The sequence below is a fragment of the Chryseobacterium taiwanense genome (assembly GCF_000813825.1).
In the GTDB taxonomy this organism is placed as follows: Bacteria; Bacteroidota; Bacteroidia; order Flavobacteriales; family Weeksellaceae; genus Chryseobacterium; species Chryseobacterium taiwanense.
Map to the genome: position 1 here is coordinate 23734 of NZ_JWTA01000002.1, position 16562 is coordinate 40295.

General features: G+C 35.4%; 17 protein-coding genes. 6 read left to right on the top strand and 11 right to left on the bottom strand.

The genetic code is table 11. The features are described from left to right. Positions 1-35: 35 nt before the first annotated feature. The 4 genes from RM51_RS02045 to RM51_RS02060 form a co-directional block, all read right to left on the bottom strand. On the bottom strand, positions 36-617 hold the full coding sequence (locus tag RM51_RS02045) for an LOG family protein (RefSeq protein ID WP_039364631.1): 582 nt from the start codon (positions 615-617) through the stop codon (positions 36-38). Positions 618-703: 86 nt separating this feature from the next. After that, positions 704-2146, bottom strand: a complete 1443-nt coding sequence (locus RM51_RS02050; RefSeq protein ID WP_039364633.1) for an aminoacyl-histidine dipeptidase — start codon at positions 2144-2146, stop codon at positions 704-706. Between the two features lie 85 nt (positions 2147-2231). Next, positions 2232-2723 (bottom strand): hypothetical protein, encoded by a 492-nt coding sequence (locus RM51_RS02055; protein ID WP_039364635.1) that lies wholly within the window; start codon positions 2721-2723, stop codon positions 2232-2234. 17 nt (positions 2724-2740) lie between these two features. Continuing rightward, positions 2741-3346 carry an LURP-one-related/scramblase family protein gene (locus RM51_RS02060; RefSeq protein ID WP_039364637.1) on the bottom strand — a complete coding sequence of 202 codons (606 nt, stop codon included), beginning with the start codon at positions 3344-3346 and terminating at the stop codon, positions 2741-2743. Between the two features lie 113 nt (positions 3347-3459). Between RM51_RS02060 and recR the strand changes: the two genes are divergently transcribed. Next, positions 3460-4071, top strand: coding sequence for a recombination mediator RecR (gene recR / locus RM51_RS02065; protein ID WP_039364639.1), 612 nt, complete (start codon positions 3460-3462; stop codon positions 4069-4071). Beyond that, a complete protein-coding gene (locus tag RM51_RS02070) occupies positions 4067-4906 on the top strand; it encodes a glycosyltransferase family 2 protein (RefSeq protein ID WP_117590320.1) in 840 nt (279 codons plus the stop codon). The genes recR and RM51_RS02070 overlap by 5 nt, the downstream gene beginning before the upstream one ends. Before the next feature lie 51 nt (positions 4907-4957). Here the strand turns inward: RM51_RS02070 and secG are convergent, their stop codons facing one another. The 3 genes from secG to RM51_RS02085 form a co-directional block, all read right to left on the bottom strand. Further along, positions 4958-5296 (bottom strand): preprotein translocase subunit SecG, encoded by a 339-nt coding sequence (gene secG / locus RM51_RS02075; RefSeq protein ID WP_039364643.1) that lies wholly within the window; start codon positions 5294-5296, stop codon positions 4958-4960. A 123-nt stretch (positions 5297-5419) separates the two neighbouring features. Next, on the bottom strand, positions 5420-7465 hold the full coding sequence (locus tag RM51_RS02080) for a M16 family metallopeptidase (protein ID WP_039364645.1): 2046 nt from the start codon (positions 7463-7465) through the stop codon (positions 5420-5422). Between the two features lie 50 nt (positions 7466-7515). Continuing rightward, positions 7516-8832, bottom strand: coding sequence for a M16 family metallopeptidase (locus tag RM51_RS02085; RefSeq protein WP_039364646.1), 1317 nt, complete (start codon positions 8830-8832; stop codon positions 7516-7518). 189 nt (positions 8833-9021) lie between these two features. Between RM51_RS02085 and RM51_RS02090 the strand changes: the two genes are divergently transcribed. The 4 genes from RM51_RS02090 to RM51_RS18975 all read left to right on the top strand — a co-directional run bounded on the left by RM51_RS02090 (position 9022) and on the right by RM51_RS18975 (position 13183). Next, positions 9022-11355 carry an ATP-dependent helicase gene (locus tag RM51_RS02090; RefSeq protein WP_039364648.1) on the top strand — a complete coding sequence of 778 codons (2334 nt, stop codon included), beginning with the start codon at positions 9022-9024 and terminating at the stop codon, positions 11353-11355. A 21-nt stretch (positions 11356-11376) separates the two neighbouring features. Further along, the gene (locus RM51_RS02095) at positions 11377-11811 is read left to right on the top strand and encodes a rhodanese-like domain-containing protein (protein ID WP_039364650.1); all 435 of its coding nucleotides are present in this window, start codon (positions 11377-11379) and stop codon (positions 11809-11811) included. Continuing rightward, positions 11789-12325: a TlpA family protein disulfide reductase gene (locus RM51_RS02100; protein WP_228375762.1), complete on the top strand. Its 537-nt coding sequence runs from the start codon at positions 11789-11791 to the stop codon at positions 12323-12325. The genes RM51_RS02095 and RM51_RS02100 overlap by 23 nt, the downstream gene beginning before the upstream one ends. A gap of 93 nt (positions 12326-12418) precedes the next feature. Next, entirely contained in the window at positions 12419-13183 is a 765-nt protein-coding gene (locus tag RM51_RS18975; protein ID WP_052248354.1) for a phospholipase D-like domain-containing protein, read from the top strand. On the opposite strand, the gene RM51_RS02110 is transcribed toward RM51_RS18975, so the two are convergent. The 4 genes from RM51_RS02110 to RM51_RS02125 all read right to left on the bottom strand — a co-directional run bounded on the left by RM51_RS02110 (position 13176) and on the right by RM51_RS02125 (position 16556). Next, positions 13176-14264, bottom strand: coding sequence for a serine hydrolase domain-containing protein (locus RM51_RS02110; RefSeq protein WP_039364652.1), 1089 nt, complete (start codon positions 14262-14264; stop codon positions 13176-13178). The two genes, RM51_RS18975 and RM51_RS02110, sit on opposite strands and share 8 nt — an antisense overlap. Positions 14265-14374: 110 nt before the next feature. Beyond that, complete coding sequence (locus RM51_RS02115) at positions 14375-15391, bottom strand: alpha/beta hydrolase (protein ID WP_039364654.1); 1017 nt, start codon at positions 15389-15391, stop codon at positions 14375-14377. A gap of 21 nt (positions 15392-15412) precedes the next feature. Continuing rightward, on the bottom strand, positions 15413-15796 hold the full coding sequence (locus RM51_RS02120; protein WP_039364656.1) for a DUF3037 domain-containing protein: 384 nt from the start codon (positions 15794-15796) through the stop codon (positions 15413-15415). Further along, entirely contained in the window at positions 15783-16556 is a 774-nt protein-coding gene (locus RM51_RS02125; protein WP_039364658.1) for a HipA family kinase, read from the bottom strand. Before RM51_RS02125 ends, RM51_RS02120 begins: the two co-directional genes overlap by 14 nt. Between the last annotated feature and the right edge of the window lie 6 nt (positions 16557-16562).

Here is a 16562-nt window from a genome sequence, read left to right on the forward strand (position 1 = left end):
CTTTTGTGTGTGAAAAATTTAATATTGCAAATATATTAAACTTCACCTTTCGAAATCCATTTTCCGACTGTCGGAGCTTTGTAATTTCTCATCATCTCCAACACTTCATCAATATTGTCACTGATCAGCAACATCTCCCGATTGATCTGTTTTAAAAATCCTTTATCAACCATCGTTTGTACGAGTTTAATCAAATCATCATAAAAGCCGTCAATATTCAAAAGGACGATTGGCTTTTTATGAAGACCAAGTTGTGCCCATGTGATCATTTCGAAAAACTCCTCCAGAGTTCCGTAACCTCCCGGAAGAACAATCACGCCGTCACAGAGGTCGTTCATTTTAGTTTTTCTTTCGTGCATGGTTTCTACCAAAATTAATTCAGTCAGTTGTTTATGAGCAATTTCTTTTGACTGTAAAAAGTGGGGTAGAATTCCAATCACTTTTCCACCGGAATGCAAGGCTCCATCTGCAACAGCGCCCATCAAACCTACATCTGCACCGCCATAAATCAACTGAATATCTTGTTTTGCCAACGTCTGCCCAAGTAAAGTCGCCTGTTCTTTAAAAACATCATCCGAACCAAAGCTTGAACCGCAAAATACTGTGATACTTTTCATAATTATTTTAAATATATCTTAATGATTAAAATTAAAAATATCCAAAATCTAATGACTTTGGATATTCAATATTGTATTTCTCTATTTTATTTTAAAGGAATATTCGCTAAAATATCTTTTGTAAACGCCCAGAATTTCTGAGCCGAAGTAATATTGGCCTTTTCATCAGGAGAGTGAGCTCCTCTGATGGTAGGTCCGAAGCTTACCATTTCCATTTCAGGATAATTAGCTCCGATAATTCCACATTCTAAACCAGCGTGACAAGCCACAACGTGTGGTTTTTCATTGAATTTTTCAACATAGATCTTTTCCATCAGCTGAACGATCTCCGAACCTGGTTTTGGCTTCCATCCCGGATAAGAACCACTGAATTCTACATTCATTCCTGCTAATTCTGCTACTGATTTTAACTGCTCAGCTACAGAGTATTTAGAAGATTCTACAGAAGAACGGGAAAGGTTTAAGATTTTTAAAGCTCCTCCTTTCAATTCTACTCTTGCTACATTGTTTGAAGATTCTACCAGATCTTTTACATCAGGACTCATTCTGTAAACTCCGTTGTGCAGAGATTTTAATGCCAAGATAATTTTCTTTGAATCTGCTTCAGAAAGAGCTTTTTCAGAAGAGGTCGTATTTTCAATATTGATGTGAAGACCTGCTTCGATAGTTGCAAACTCTTCCAGAATTTCTTTTTTAAGTTCAGTAACTTCTAAAATGAATTCCTGAGCATTTCTTACAGAAACAATCGCTACAGCTTCTCTTGGAATTGCATTTCTCAATCCACCCCCATCAATAGAAATTAGCTGGATGTTTTCTTTTTCCAACCCTTTGTAAAGAAGTCTTCCTAAGATAATATTGGCGTTTCCGAAACCTTTGTGGATATCCATTCCGGAGTGACCACCCTGTAATCCTTTTATTTCAAATCTTACGATTTGTCCGTTTGCAGCTTCAGTCTCGTAGTTTTGAGTGATCGTCACATCAATTCCTCCTGCACAGCCGATATCAATCTCATCGTCTTCTTCAGTATCAAGATTTAATAAAATCTGTCCGGTTAACTGACCTGGTTTTAAACCTAAAGCACCTGTCATTCCAGTTTCTTCATCTATTGTGAAAAGAGCTTCCAAATCAGGGTGAGGAATATCTGAGCTTTCAAGAATTGACATAATAGTAGCAACTCCTAATCCGTTATCTGCTCCTAAAGTCGTTCCTTTTGCCTTTACCCAGTCTCCGTCAATTTCCATTTTAATTCCTTCAGTTTCAAAATCGAAATTAACATCACTGTTTTTCTGGCAAACCATATCCAAGTGTGATTGTAAAACAATAGATTTACGGTTTTCCATACCTGCGGTTGCTGGTTTTTTGATGATTACGTTTCCTACTTCATCTACCGTAGTTTCCAATCCTAGATTTTCACCAAATTCTTTGATGAAAGCAATGACTTTTTCCTCTTTTTTTGAAGGTCTTGGAACAGCATTTAATTTGGAGAAGTTTTTCCAGATTATTTGCGGTTCTATATTAGATAATTCCATGAAATTTTATTTTTCTCAAATTTACGAAATAAAAAATGCTTCCGGTCTATCGGAAGCATTCTTTTGTATTTTCTCGGAAGTCATTTTAACATCCACATTCACCGTAAATAGGCATGGTAATTCTTGTACCATCTGGTTTTTCAATGGTCAGTGTACCTTGGAATAATAAAGCTTCTTCGTTCTTTATTTTCTTCCCTTTTACAGAGATTTTATATTCTCCACTTTCTATTTCTTTGTTAAGCTCTTCATCTACTTCCATGTCGCTTGAGGAAATAAGATTCATAGCCAATCTTTTACCGTCAAGTTTCATATAAGCCGTTTTTCCGGCATCATCTGCATAGATGTATTTTTCGTTTTCAAAGTCTGCTTTGTTCTTTGCAAAATAGCATGAACATTCTTTAATCTCCGTAGGAAAAGGAAAGGTTTCTACAGAAATTTCTCCTGATGAAGTTTCATTTTTCATCGAGTCCTGAACGATAGTTGAAGAATCTCCCGATGCTTGGGAAGAAACAGTTTCTTTATCTTTTTTACATCCGATCAATAAGAATGCTGAAAAGAAAATGATAAAATATTTCATGTGATTGTATGTTTTGATTATCCTCTGGCTCTTTCTAGCAGAACCATCATTAATAGGGAGAGTACAACTAAGCTTTCTTCTTCATCATCAATATCAATAAGTCTGTCGAGCTGAAATCTTCTTCCAAAGAATGAAGGCATTTTTTTTAATTTAAAGTACGCTTTTCCGTCTACTCCTGTTACCGTATAACAAGGGTTTAGGAAATATCCTGTAAACATTCCTATGATCGGAAGCTCTCCTACAAAGTTGTCCCAGAATCTTACCCACGCACTGTCTTCCTGGATTTTAAATTTCGGTTGATCATGAGCATCTAAAACATCATAGCTTGCTTTCCAGATAGAACGCATTCCTTTTCTTGCCAATCTCCCAAAATTCTTATTTTCGATTAAATCATTTAAAGAATAAGATGCATTAAAGTCTATCCATTGATTAGCTCTGATTCTGAAAAGCTCCTTCGATTTGCTTTCATCATTAAACACAATAACGTCTTCTTTTAGCTTGAACATTTTCTGACGAACATAAGCCACATAATTTCCGTTTTTGTCCGTAATGTTGAAGTCGCTGGCTAAAGTTGTGATTTTAAATTTAAAATCTAATGGATAATTTAGGTTGTTAAGTACCATTTAGTGTATTTTTTTCATATTTCGGCTCAAAGATAAAATTTTTATAATAAACAGGTGAGATTTTACGGTCTCTAAACGATAAATACTCGGGTTTTTATTTTATTTTTGTAGCTATGGACTATCCTAGTAAAGTTTTAGCGAAGGCAGTAGATGAAATCTCCGGATTGCCCGGAATAGGAAGGAAGACGGCTTTAAGACTGGCCTTACATTTATTGAAACAACCAGCTTCCAGAGCAACCAGCTTGGGGAATTCTATTATTAATCTGGTGAATGAGATAAAATACTGTAAAGATTGTCACAACTTTTCTGATTTCGAGATATGCGAAATATGTAGCAATGATAAACGTAATGATGAGACGATATGTATTGTTGAAGATGTTCGGGATGTCATAGCGATTGAGAATACAGGAAAATACACCGGAAAATATCTTATTCTGGGTGGGAAAATATCTCCAATGGAAGGAGTAGGGCCTCATCAGCTGAATATTCCAAGCATTGAAAGAAAACTGAATGAGGGAACTGTAAAAGAGCTAATTTTTGCCTTGAGCGCTACTATGGAAGGAGATACTACAGCGTATTATATTTATAAAAAATTTAAAAATTCTAAGGTGAATTTCTCCAGTATTGCAAGAGGGATCTCTGTAGGGGATGAATTGGAGTATGCTGATGAAATTTCTTTAGGAAGATCGATAATCAACCGATTGCCTTACAACGAAAAGGATTAATATGAAACTGTCAATTATTATTGTTAATTACAATGTAACCCAGTTATTGAGAAACTGTCTTTTGTCTATTCAGAAATATCTGGAAGGTATTAGCTATGAAGTAATTGTAATTGATAATGCTTCTACTGATAATTCTTGGAGGAACCTTATACCTGAATTTCCAAAAATTCATTTTATCTCATCTTCTGAAAATGAAGGTTTTGCTAAAGCTAATAATAAAGCAATAAAAACAGCGGACGGAGAGTATTTGTTAATTCTTAATCCAGATACAGAAATAGAAGGAGACTATATTCAAGATATATTAGATTTTGCTGATTCTAAAGACAATTTTGGATGTCTTGGAGTAAGGATGCATGATGCAAAAGGGAATTTTTTACCGGAAAGCAAGCGTTCAGTTCCGGATATGTTTAATTCTTTTGAAAAACTTTTTATAAATTTTAAAAGAAAAGAATCAAAATCTTATTATCAAAATAATATTTCTGAGTTTGAAAATGCAGAGGTAGAAGTGATCACAGGAGCTTTCTGTCTTGTAAAGAAAAAGGTCTATGAAGAAGTAGGAGGATTTGATGAAGCTTATTTTATGTATGGGGAAGACGTAGATTTGTGTTATACGCTTTTAAATAGTGGATATCAAAATTTTTATTACGGTAAAGCATCCATTCTTCATCATAAAGGAGAAAGTACAATCAAAAATGAAGTTTATCTTGAACGATTTTATGGTGCGATGCAGATTTTTATTTCCAAATATTATAAAGAGCCAAAACCGTTGCAATATTCTTTACTCAAAGCGGGTTTGAAATTAAGGCATAAATTGGAACTGATTAAAATGAAATAAAAAAGCAACTCTGAAAAGAGTTGCTTTTTTATTATATAAAGATAAGATCTTTTATTTAGTTGGAGCTACCGGAGTAGTTGATTGAGAAGCTGGAGCTTGTTGTGCAGGAGTCTCTTTTTTCACTGGTTGTTGTGCGGCCGGAGCAGCTTGAGAAGGTTTACCGGTGATTACAACGCTTATCAGGATAAGAACGATAATTGTTCCACCTAATGTCCAAGTTGCTTTTTCCATAAAGTCGTTGGTTCTTTGTACCCCAAACTGAGCAGAAGATGCACCTCCAAATGTACTGGAAAGACCTCCACCTTTAGGATTTTGAGCCATGATAACGATTGTCAATAAAACACTGGCAATCATAATAAGAACCATTAATAGTGTAAATATAGTATCCATTAATTCTGATATCTTTTTGAGTAGGCAAATTTAATCTTTTTTTACTGAATAGCAAAATAAGATAGAAGTAAAAATAAAAACAGCAACATTTGTTGCTGTTTTTATGATGAAATAGACCTGTTTTTATTTAAAATCAGAATCTTTAGCTTGGTTTACTTCGTATGATTTTACTTTCATTACCATATCCATTCCCATTTGATTAACTGAGATGGTGTAAGGCATCTTCACTCCGCTTACGTCTTTATAATCAGCAAAAGTAGTAGGGATTGTCATTGTTTGCCCCTGTGCTTTTACCGTTTCAGTTTCTCCTGTTTTAAGACCTGTTTTTACACTGTAGTAATATGCTTTATCACCTGACTTAATCGCGTAAGAATCTTCTCCGTTGATTTTTTCAATACCTGCTAGTTTGTAATCTGCAGATTTAGCAAAACCTAGTTCTTCGAAAAGTTCGGTGTTCTTAAGGTTGTCAGCGATTTCTTCCTTAGTCATTTCAACTTTCTGTCCAGCTTGCTCAGAGTATCCTGTTTTACCGTCAAAAACTTGCTTTTGAACAGTCATTGCTCCCATAGAAACGGTTTGCAATTCTTTTCCTCCTTGAGCTTTCACGATTTTGAAGTCAAGAGTTTGTCCCTGCATAGACATTGATGCGTTGGTTGTGTATGAAGTGATTTTCGCCAAATTAGCTTTTCCTCCAATAGCATCGATGTATTTGTCAACAACAGAAGCTACAGTTACATTAGCGTCAACTTTTTGTACAGTTGGTTTTGCAACAGGGTTTGCATCTTTATCAAAATATTTTACTGGGTATCCTAATTTTTCCAATCCTTCAGAAATATCAGATGCTTTACCAGCAATGAAAATTCTGCTTTGGTTTGGTAAGATTGTAGCTTTTACAGCATTGGTAACATCTGCAGCAGTTACTTTATCAATAGATTTCAAGTAATTGGTATAGAAATCAGCAGGAAGATCTTGTACTTTTTGGCTTAATGCAAATCTTGCAATCGTTGCAGGTTGCTCCAATGACATGATGAAAGATCCTTTCAACTTAGCTTTAGCATTTTCCAATTCTTCTGGTTTTACAGTAGAAATTGCATTAAGTTCGTTCATAAATTCTTTTACAGCTTTATCTGTAACCTCGTTTCTTACACTTGCACTTGCTGAAAACTGAGGAGAATATTTACTTGCTACCATGCTTGAGTAAGCACCGTAAGTGAATCCGTTTTTCTCACGAAGATTCATGAAAAGTCTCGCTTCACCACCACCACCAAGAATGTAGTTAGCGATTGTTGCAGGGAAATAGTTTGCATCCTTCATTTTCAATGTGTTCAGGTTGTTCAAAGAAACAACAGACTGTACAGCAGAAGGAACGTCAACGATATTGATTTCTGTTTTAGCAACATTTGCAGCCGGCTCTAGCGGAGTGATCGGTGTATTTGCCTTTTTCCAGTTGTTGAAAGCTTTTTCCACCAATGATTTTACCTGATCAAACTTTACGTCTCCTACGATTACTAAATAAGCATTGTCCGGAGCGTAATATTTTGTGTAAATATTTTGTACGTCAGCTAATTGAATTTTGTTGATAGATTCAACCGTTTCAAATTCTCCTCTTGATGTATTTTTTCCATACATCAAAGCATTAGAAACTCTTCCGGCAATAGAAGAAGCATTTTTCTCGTCAGATTTTAATCCTTCAACAGCTCTTTCTTTTGAGTTTTGAATTTCATCAGCAGAAAACTTAGGGTTAATAATTGCATCAGCCATTAAACCTAAAACTTCAGGGAAATATTTTGAAAGAGAGTTTAGAGAAGCTCCTCCTGAGCTGAAATTAAGGTTAGCTCCAAGATAATCAACCTTTTTGTTGAAATCATCTTTGCTCATGTTTGTCGTTCCGTTTTCGAACTGTTCAGCCATGATTTCGCTTACACCCGTTACACTTCCTTCATTGTATGGAGGTCTGTCCATAGAAAGACTTGCGCTTACTCTTGGTAATTTGTTGTTTTCTACAACCATTACCGTAAGACCGTTCTTCAATTGGAAAGTCTTTGGTTTAGCAATGTTGATTGTCGGAGTAGGCCCCGGTTTTGGCATTGCATTAAGATCTATTTTTTGTGCTGAAACCGTTCCTGCGAATAAAAACGCTACAGCTATATATGTTAATTGCTTTTTCATTTGTAAAAATTTAATTTTAATAATCAATTGTAACCTAATAATTCAGCTGATTATTTCTTCTTTTCAGGTACGTAGTTAATGATTATTCTTTGGTTGGAATTCAGATACTTTTTAGCCGCATTTTGAAGATCCTGTCTTGTGATTCCTCTGTAAATGTCGATTTCTTTGTTGATCAAATTCGTATTACCCATCAATACGTGGTTTGTAGCCAATGACGCTGCAATCCCCTGAATACTAGAGTTTGAATTTACAAACTGGTTTTCGTACTGGTTTTGAAGTTTCTGATAATCCTCTTCAGAGATTAATGTAGTCTGAAGTTTTTTGATCTCAGCATCGATGTCAGACTGTAAAGCCTGCTTTGTAGTCTGTCCCATTGGGATAGCGAAGAATGCAAAAATACTGTAATCTTCAAGACCTTGGTTGAAAGCTGCTACTTGAAGTGCTTTCTTATCCTGATCAACTAATTTTTTGTATAAAACTGAAGATTTACCATTACTTAAATAAGAAGAAAGCATGTCTAAAACATAAGCGTCTTTCTCTTTATTACCCGGTGTTCTGTAAGCAAAAATATATGCTGGAAGTTGAATGTTCGGGTCAGTTGCCGTAACTTCTTTTTCCTGAGTGATAGGAGCATCTTTCGGGAAATCTTTTGGATAAATCGTTCCTTTTGGAATTCCTCCGTAGTAGGTTTCGATCCATTTTTTAGTTTGCTCAGGCTTAATATCTCCTGCAACCACTAAAGTAGCGTTATTTGGAACGTAATATTTTTTATAGAATGCTTGGAATTCTTCCAGTTTTGCAGAGTTCAAATCTTCCATAGAACCAATTGTCGGCCAGTTATACGGGTGATTTGTAAATAAGTTTTTCTGAATTGTAGTGAAAAGATTTCCATAAGGTTGGTTATCCATTCTCAATCTCTTTTCTTCTTTTACAACCTCTCTCTGAGTATCTACACCCACTTGATTGATTACTGCATGACGCATTCTTTCAGCTTCCATCCAAAGACCCAATTGTTCGTTGTTTGAAGGGAAAGTTTCGTAGTAATACGTTCTGTCGTTTGTAGTGTTAGCGTTGTTTTGTCCTCCGTTTGAAGAAACTATCTTAAACCATTCACCTCTTTTGATGTTTGGTGTTCCTTCAAATAAAAGGTGCTCGAAGAAGTGAGCAAAACCAGTTCTTCCTTTTACTTCATCCTTTGCACCTACATGGTACATTACCCCAGTTGTTACAACCGGTGCAGAATTATCCTGATGTAAAATTACGTGAAGACCATTTGGCAAGTCATATTCTTCAAATTTAATTTGTTGTGCATTCAAAGCCATCCCAAAGAAAGCCGCTGCAGCAACAGAAAGAAGTCGCTTTTTCATAAATAGAAATTGTTTTGTCAATTAGTGCCAAATTTACTTTAAATGTTACAAAAAGTTAAAATAAATTTTATTGAAAGAAGATTAAAGAGGTCATATGAGAAATTAGAGATTTAAATTCTGAACGCTAAAACCAGAATTTGAATTCTCCATAGAATACACTAATTTTGTGTTCCCAAAATTTTTTGCAGCATGGAGGATTATTTGAAAGGACTGAATGAATCACAATTTGAAGCCGTTACTACACTACAAGGACCATTAATGGTACTTGCAGGAGCCGGTTCCGGAAAAACGCGTGTACTTACCATGCGTATCGCACATTTGATTACGAATGGAGTAGATCCTTTTAATATTTTGGCATTGACCTTTACCAATAAGGCGGCAAAAGAAATGAAAGAACGTATCGCAAAAGTGGTGGGACAAAGCAATGCAAAGAGTCTTTGGATGGGAACTTTTCACTCGGTATTTGCGAGAATTCTGAGAAGTGAAGCACATTATTTGGGCTATCCTTCCAATTTTACCATTTACGATCAGCAGGATGCATTGAATGTTATCAAAAAAGTGTTGAAAGACATGAATATTGATGCTGATCTGTATAAACCTAAAAAAGTTCAGGCGAGAATTTCCAGTTATAAAAACAATCTGATCACGGTAAGAGCATATTTTGCCAATCCCGAATTGATGGAAGCTGATGAAAAGGCCAATATGAAATTCCTTGGACAAATTTATCAGAGATATGTAGAGCAGTGCTTCAAAAACGGATCGATGGATTTTGATGATTTATTGTTAAAAACCAATGAATTATTGACTCGTTTTCCAGAAGTTCTGGCTAAATATCAAGATCGTTTCAGATATATTCTGGTGGATGAGTATCAGGATACCAACCATTCTCAGTATTTGATCGTAAAAGCATTAGCTTCAAAATTTGAAAATATTTGTGTGGTAGGAGATGATGCACAGTCTATTTACTCTTTCCGTGGCGCTAATATTTATAATATTTTAAACTTTAAAAAAGATTATCCCGATGCGGTAACGGTAGCTTTGGAGCAAAATTACCGTTCGACTCAGAATATTGTAAATGCAGCGAATGTTGTGATTGCGAAAAACCTTCAGCAGTTTAAGAAAAACGTTTTCAGTGAAAATGAAGAAGGAGAGAAGATCAAAGTCTATCGCTCGATGTCCGATGCGGATGAAGCGAATTTCGTAGCCGGAAATATCTGGGAAACCAGAAACCGCGAACAAAGAAAATATGGTGATTTTGCCATTTTATATAGAACAAACTCTCAGACGCGTGCTTTCGAAGATGCTTTGAGACGTAAAAATATCCCGTACAAAGTATACGGAGGGTTGTCTTTTTACCAAAGAAAAGAGGTAAAAGATCTGATTGCTTATCTTCGACTTTTGGTGAATGAAAATGATTCGGAAGCATTGATGAGAATCATTAATTATCCGGCAAGGGGAATTGGAGAAACAACTCAGAATAAATTGGTTGTCTTTGCTGATGCTCAGAATGTCGCTGTTTCAAGTGTGTTGAGTAATCTTCCGATTTATGCTCCACAATTAGGCTTAAATAATGGTGTTTTAAACAAACTGAATGATTTTTGGTCGATGATCAAAGCATTTCAGGTGTTGCTAAAAACCGAAACAGCTTATAATGTTGCAATGGAAGTAGCAAAACGAAGTGGTTTAATTAAATTTTTAAAAGACGATCAGACTCCGGAAGGAATTTCGAGGGTAGAAAACGTTCAGGAATTGATGAACTCGATGCAGGGTTTCATCGAAGAACAGATGCAGGTAGAAGATGGAGATCCAAGTTTACCGAACTTCCTTGAAAATATTGCCCTTTCCGCAGATACGCAAGTGAAAGATGATGAAGAAGACATGGTTTCTTTAATGACAATTCACCTTTCAAAAGGATTGGAGTTTCCGGTAGTTCACTTGGTTGGGCTGGAAGAAAACCTTTTCCCTAGTTTCATGAGTTCTGCAACCAGAGAAGATCTGGAAGAAGAAAGACGTTTGTTCTATGTTGCGTTAACAAGGGCTGAAAAACAGGTGTATTTCACTTATGCAGTTTCTCGTTTTCAGTGGGGGAAAATTACCGATGCGGAACCTTCAAGATTCTTAAGCGAAATTGATGATCAGTATATCGAATTTGTAAATCCTGCGATTGAAAAGCGTTTCATCAATAATGCAGGGGTAAAATCCAATATTTTTGATGAGCATCCATCTGAAATGAAAAGTTTCAAAAGGGTTGAAAAGAAAACGATCGAAAGATCAGAAAGCTCAAAACCCATCGCTGAACCACGTAAGTTAAAACCTGTAAGTACTGCGAGAATCATTAATCCTAGCGGGGCTTCATCTCAGGATATTGAAGTTGGGGATAAGGTAAGACACGACCGATTCGGAATCGGAGAAGTCACTTTCCTTGATGGGACGGATCCTCAAAATATCAAAGCAAAAGTGGTTTTCATGCATGAAGGAGAGAAAAATCTAATCCTGAAGTATGCTAAACTGACAAAAATATAATCGATACATAAGAAAGGTTTTATGAAAAAAATAATGTTTTTATGGGCTATGATGATGTGCTTTAGCGGTTTTCTAAAAGCACAAACCCAATCCGTTCCATGGTCTGCAGATCAGGTAATGGCTCCGGATATTTTAGCGGCTAAAATTGTTAAAAAACAAACCAAAAATATTCTGATCCTGTCTGTCGGTCCTTCTGCTGTGGTAAAAGGTTCTGTAGATATGGGAATGGCCAATGATCCTCAAAATCTTGAAAAGCTGAAAGATTATGTGAGAAAATTAGATAAAAATAAAGAGATCATTGTTTATTGCGGCTGTTGTCCGTACGACAGGTGTCCGAATATTCGTCCTGCTTTCAATACATTGGTGGAAATGGGTTTTAAAAAGGTGAAAATTTTAGATCTCCCTAAAAATGTAAAAACTAATTGGATTGATCATGATTATCCAACCAATGACTAATATTTTGAAAAAGCTACTCATATCAGGAATTTTGTTCTTGAGTTTCGGGTTCATGACCGCACAAAATACCTTGAAGCTTAATGATAATGCTCCGGAAATTCATCTGAAGACATTTCAGGGAGCTGATTTTACATTAAGTTCACTCAAAGGAAAAGTTGTTTTACTTGATTTCTGGGCAACTTGGTGTGCTCCATGTGTTGAAGAACAACCTTTTTTAAAAGGAATTTATACCGAAAACGAAAAAGCGGTAAAAGCCGGAAAGTTTGAAATAGTAGGTGTTTCTTTAGATAAGTCTAAAGAAAACTGGAAAAAGATTATTGATAGGGAAAATATCAATTGGCTACAAGTCGGTGATCTTCAATTTTGGAAAAGTCCGGTTGCCAAAACATACGGAATCGAAGAATTACCATATAATTTGGTATTGGATGCATCCGGAAAAATCATTGCCGTTAATATTCATGGAGATGAACTGAAAGCTTTTATTACCAATGAATTGAAAAAAGAATTTGAGTAATTCAATACTATAAAAATTTTACGCATAACAACTTTGTAAGTCCTACTTGCAAAGTTTTTTTTAACCTTTAAGTAAACAAAATTATTTTGTTATATGTTTTATAATAATGCAGTCTGCGATATTTACATAGGAAAAAGAGCAGGCGCAAAACTGTTGCAGGATATTAGGAATGCAAAAACCAATGTGAAAATAGTATCTCCTTATCTCTCTCCTTCGCTGATTAAGGAACTGATCTTTTTACATAGCAAAGGAATTAAGATCAGTCTTATTACTAGTGATGAAATAGAAGATTTTTACGGAAACGATAAAAATATTAATAAACTGATCGTCCAGAAAAGACATACCGATGAAAAAGCAAAACAATCCAGAGATGGCTTGATTAGCTTATCGGGAACACTTCTTTTTACAATGATAGGATTGGCTATCGTTTTAGCTCCTTTAATTTTCCTTTTAAAAGAATGGAAGTTTGCCTATGGTTTTATCCTTGTTGTTTTGCTGTTTTTCGTGAGAGATTTCATTGTGAGACAGATTAAAAACAAACGGATTTATTATTATACTTATAAACAACTGTTTCCTTTTAAAGTGTTCATTTCTCCGAATATCGAAAATAATTCCTTTAATAAAACTTTTGTTCATAGTAAAATATACGTGATTGATGATGAGATCGCTTATATGGGTTCTTTAAACTTTACCGCAAAAGGATTAAAAGATAATCATGAGACAAGAATCAGAACTTCCGATCCGGTTGCTGTAGCAAAGATTGTAGAAGAAGTAAATGAGGTGTTTTTTAATTCCAACTTGGCGGAAAGAGATTTGCAGTTTTGGGGAAGTCAGTTGTACATGGAACCAATTAATTAATTACCGCATTTATTTTTTGCCATAAAACATTATCAAAATCTGAAAGAGCAAGATTTACATTGTCTGCAGCATCACCCATCCTGATAATCACCAGTTTTTTACTTGGAACAACATAGATTTTCTGGTCATTTTTTCCTAAAGCACAAAATAAATCATCCGGAGCGCTTGGGATTAATTTGCCATTAAACTGCAATTGAGTTTGAGGCAGATGATAGCTTGCTTTCCCATTAAGCCACCATAAATATCCGTAAGCCAGGTTGATATTTTGAGAAGTGTTTGTTGCACTTTGAAAGTAGTCTGTATTAATGATCTGCGTACCGTTCCAGTTTCCCTTATTGAGAGCCATTAATCCAAAACGAGCCATACTTCTTGTAGTGCTCCAGTATACGCTATTGTCACCACTTTGAATCCAGCTTCCGGTCATCCCGATTTTATCTCTGAGTTTTGTATTGAAATATTGTGACCAACTTTGTCCGGTAGCGGCTGCCACGACATCCTGAAGTTTTACGTAGACATTATGATAAGCCCATCTTGTGCCTGCATCAGCTTTGTATTGAAGATTGGTAGGAGTTACATCGTCACCCAAACTATCATCTAGTCCGGAAGTCATCGTTAATAGGTTTTTGCAGGTAATGAGGTTTTCTTTTGCTAAAGGTTCACTCGTCCATCCCGTACCGATGTATGTAGAAACTTTGTTATTGATATTTAAAAAGCCTTCCTGTTCCGCAATTCCAGTCATGGTTGAAGTCAGAGTTTTTCCCGCACTCGCCCAGTACCAAGGAGTTGTAGAAGTATGCCCCGCAAAATAATTTTCCATTACAATTCTTCCATTTTGAAGAACCATGAAGCTTTTGGAGTTTTTTGTCTGTAAATAATCCAGTAAATCCTGAACTTTATCCTGATGCCATCCTAAACTGGAAATAGATTTTGTTTCCCAAGTATCATTATTCGAAGGTGGAAAATACATAGCTTCTGCTACAACTGTTTCTGTAGGAGCTGGTTGTTCTATCGAATCTTCGGAGCTACAAGTGATTACTATAAAACAGACAATAGAAATCGAAAATAATTTTTTTATTTTCATGTGAAATTAGTTTACATTCTATTTTTAGATAAATAAAGTTTTGAATAGTTAAACTTTGAATAGTAAATCAGTGCTAATATTGAATAATTATTAAAAGTAAATTTGAAAAGTCACTTTTTGTGCGCAACAATGAAATCTACCATTTCATTGGAAAGCTTTTCCAGATACGCTTTATCGGTTGTTCCAAAACCATGTGTGCCATCTTCTACAATCATAAGCGTACTGGCGATATTTTCTTTTTTAAGTTCTTTATTTAATTTTTTAGACTGTTGTATCGGAACTATTTTATCTTTATTTCCCTGAAGAATCAAAGTGGGAACACCGTTGTTTACATAAGAGACAGGAGAAATGGTTTTGAAATATTCAACAATTTTTCGTTTATCTTTTTTGATGTCATAGCCGGAAATTCCTAAGACAATTTTAGATCTTAATTCTACAATGTTTTTCGCAAATAAATTAATAAAGAATACAGGGATTTTGCCTGCACGAGTATGTAGCAGTTTGTTCATATCTGCAGGACCAAAATTATTGACCACATAATTAACTTTCGCAGAATATCCGGAAAGTTCAGGATTTCCAACGAATTCATTATCGTTGGTATAAGCAGCTAACATAGTAAGATGAGATCCTGCCGAAGCTCCAAAAATTCCTATGTTGTTGGTATCGAAATTATATTTTTCAGCATTTTTTCTTACCCACCGTATCGCGTCTTTGGTATCCTGAATCGGTAAAGGGAAATGGACAGTTTCGCTTACCAAAGTATATTCAATGCTAATCACCGCGTAATTTTTCTCTACCAGTTTTAAGATAGTATTTTCTATATAAGTATCTGCGTGAATCGTTTTATCTCCGGCTACCCAACCTCCTCCATGAACATAAATTAAAACCGGGAGTTTTTCAGAAGATGTATTTTTAGGAGTGTATATGTCTAAAAGGATAGGTTTCTCATTATTGATTTTGTAGGCTATGTTTTCATACACCTTAGCTTTCTCAGGTAATAGAATGCTTTTTGGGGACTGTTTTTGAATTTGATTTTGAGAAAAAGTTAGATTGAATAATCCTAATAAGGAAATAAAAAACAGGTTTGTAAAAAACCTGTAAATTATATTGTGATTCAATGATTTCATAGAGTAACTTTTAAGAAATGGTTATTTTACTAACTCTTCAAAAAGTTTACCAAAAGTCTTTTCAAGATCTTTAGATTTCCCCGGATGAGGTCTTGAAGTTTGCACTACAGAACTTCGTACTGCTGTCAACCAGCGAAAACGTTCAGGAATTTCAAGTTGAGCAATCGGTCCGCCATCCTTTTCTCCATTGGCTATTTTCTGAAAACTTTCAAGATTTTGAATGATATCCTCATAATCCAGCTTGCTGTGCATAAGTTTAAATTTATTAGGACATAAATAAAACTCTACCTTGATGAATTTTTCTTTTTTGGAAAACATCACCAAGCCTATATTGAAAAACTCTTCTCTTTCAACCTTAGGAACCAGACGTATTACTGCGTATTCGTATATTTTATCCTTTTGCATTTTTGGCTTCGTTTAAAAAGATTTCAGAATTTTCTAATCGGGTCTTCAGGAAGTTGAAATAGATTTCACGGATTTCTTCCGGAGTTTCGTCTGCATCGTTCCAATGTAACCAGTCTTCAGGAATTAAGTTGACAATTTCTCTGAAAACGGTCTCATTCAGAACTTCTTTTGCAAACTTATCTGCTTCATCAAGTTTCGTTGCCTGTGGAAGCAAAACATGGTCTTTCACATATTTGAATGGCGTTTTTGCTGCCGTATCAAAATTCTGCCAAGAATGATGGAAATAGAAAGAAGCACCATTGTCGATTACCCATAATTCTTTATGCCACATCAAAAGATTGGTATTCTTAAATGTACGGTCGATATTGGTGATAAATGCATCCAGCCAAACGATTTTTGAAGCAAGAAGAGGATCAACTTTTACACTCGGGTCATAAGCAATAGAACCTGAAAGATAATGTAAACCAAGATTTAATCCTTCCGAGAATTTCAATAAATCCTGAATTTCTTCGTCAGCTTCTGTTCTTCCAAAATCGACATCGAGATTGACAAAAGTAAGCTCAGGAATCTTTAATCCTAAAACTTCTGTGATTTTTCCTCCCAATAGTTCTGAAATCAACATTTTAACTCCATGACCTGCGCCACGGAATTTTAAAACATATTTAAAATCATCATCAGCTTCTGCTAAAGCAGGAAGAGAACCTCCCTCCCGAAGCGGCAGAATGTATCGCATTACGGTTACCGTTCTTAAATCCAACATGCAGCA

Excerpts from the sequence above, each read along its gene's own strand:
- RM51_RS02045 (WP_039364631.1), bottom strand. The coding sequence starts at position 617 with ATGAAAAGTATCACAGTATTTTGCGGTTCAAGCTTTGGTTCGGATGAT.
- RM51_RS02050 (WP_039364633.1), bottom strand. The coding sequence starts at position 2,146 with ATGGAATTATCTAATATAGAACCGCAAATAATCTGGAAAAACTTCTCC.
- RM51_RS02055 (WP_039364635.1), bottom strand. The coding sequence starts at position 2,723 with ATGAAATATTTTATCATTTTCTTTTCAGCATTCTTATTGATCGGATGT.
- RM51_RS02060 (WP_039364637.1), bottom strand. The coding sequence starts at position 3,346 with ATGGTACTTAACAACCTAAATTATCCATTAGATTTTAAATTTAAAATC.
- recR (WP_039364639.1), top strand. The coding sequence starts at position 3,460 with ATGGACTATCCTAGTAAAGTTTTAGCGAAGGCAGTAGATGAAATCTCC.
- secG (WP_039364643.1), bottom strand. The coding sequence starts at position 5,296 with ATGGATACTATATTTACACTATTAATGGTTCTTATTATGATTGCCAGT.
- RM51_RS02080 (WP_039364645.1), bottom strand. The coding sequence starts at position 7,465 with ATGAAAAAGCAATTAACATATATAGCTGTAGCGTTTTTATTCGCAGGA.
- RM51_RS02085 (WP_039364646.1), bottom strand. The coding sequence starts at position 8,832 with ATGAAAAAGCGACTTCTTTCTGTTGCTGCAGCGGCTTTCTTTGGGATG.
- RM51_RS02090 (WP_039364648.1), top strand. The coding sequence starts at position 9,022 with ATGGAGGATTATTTGAAAGGACTGAATGAATCACAATTTGAAGCCGTT.
- RM51_RS02095 (WP_039364650.1), top strand. The coding sequence starts at position 11,377 with ATGAAAAAAATAATGTTTTTATGGGCTATGATGATGTGCTTTAGCGGT.
- RM51_RS02100 (WP_228375762.1), top strand. The coding sequence starts at position 11,789 with ATGATTATCCAACCAATGACTAATATTTTGAAAAAGCTACTCATATCA.
- RM51_RS18975 (WP_052248354.1), top strand. The coding sequence starts at position 12,419 with ATGTTTTATAATAATGCAGTCTGCGATATTTACATAGGAAAAAGAGCA.
- RM51_RS02110 (WP_039364652.1), bottom strand. The coding sequence starts at position 14,264 with ATGAAAATAAAAAAATTATTTTCGATTTCTATTGTCTGTTTTATAGTA.
- RM51_RS02115 (WP_039364654.1), bottom strand. The coding sequence starts at position 15,391 with ATGAAATCATTGAATCACAATATAATTTACAGGTTTTTTACAAACCTG.
- RM51_RS02120 (WP_039364656.1), bottom strand. The coding sequence starts at position 15,796 with ATGCAAAAGGATAAAATATACGAATACGCAGTAATACGTCTGGTTCCT.
- RM51_RS02125 (WP_039364658.1), bottom strand. The coding sequence starts at position 16,556 with ATGTTGGATTTAAGAACGGTAACCGTAATGCGATACATTCTGCCGCTT.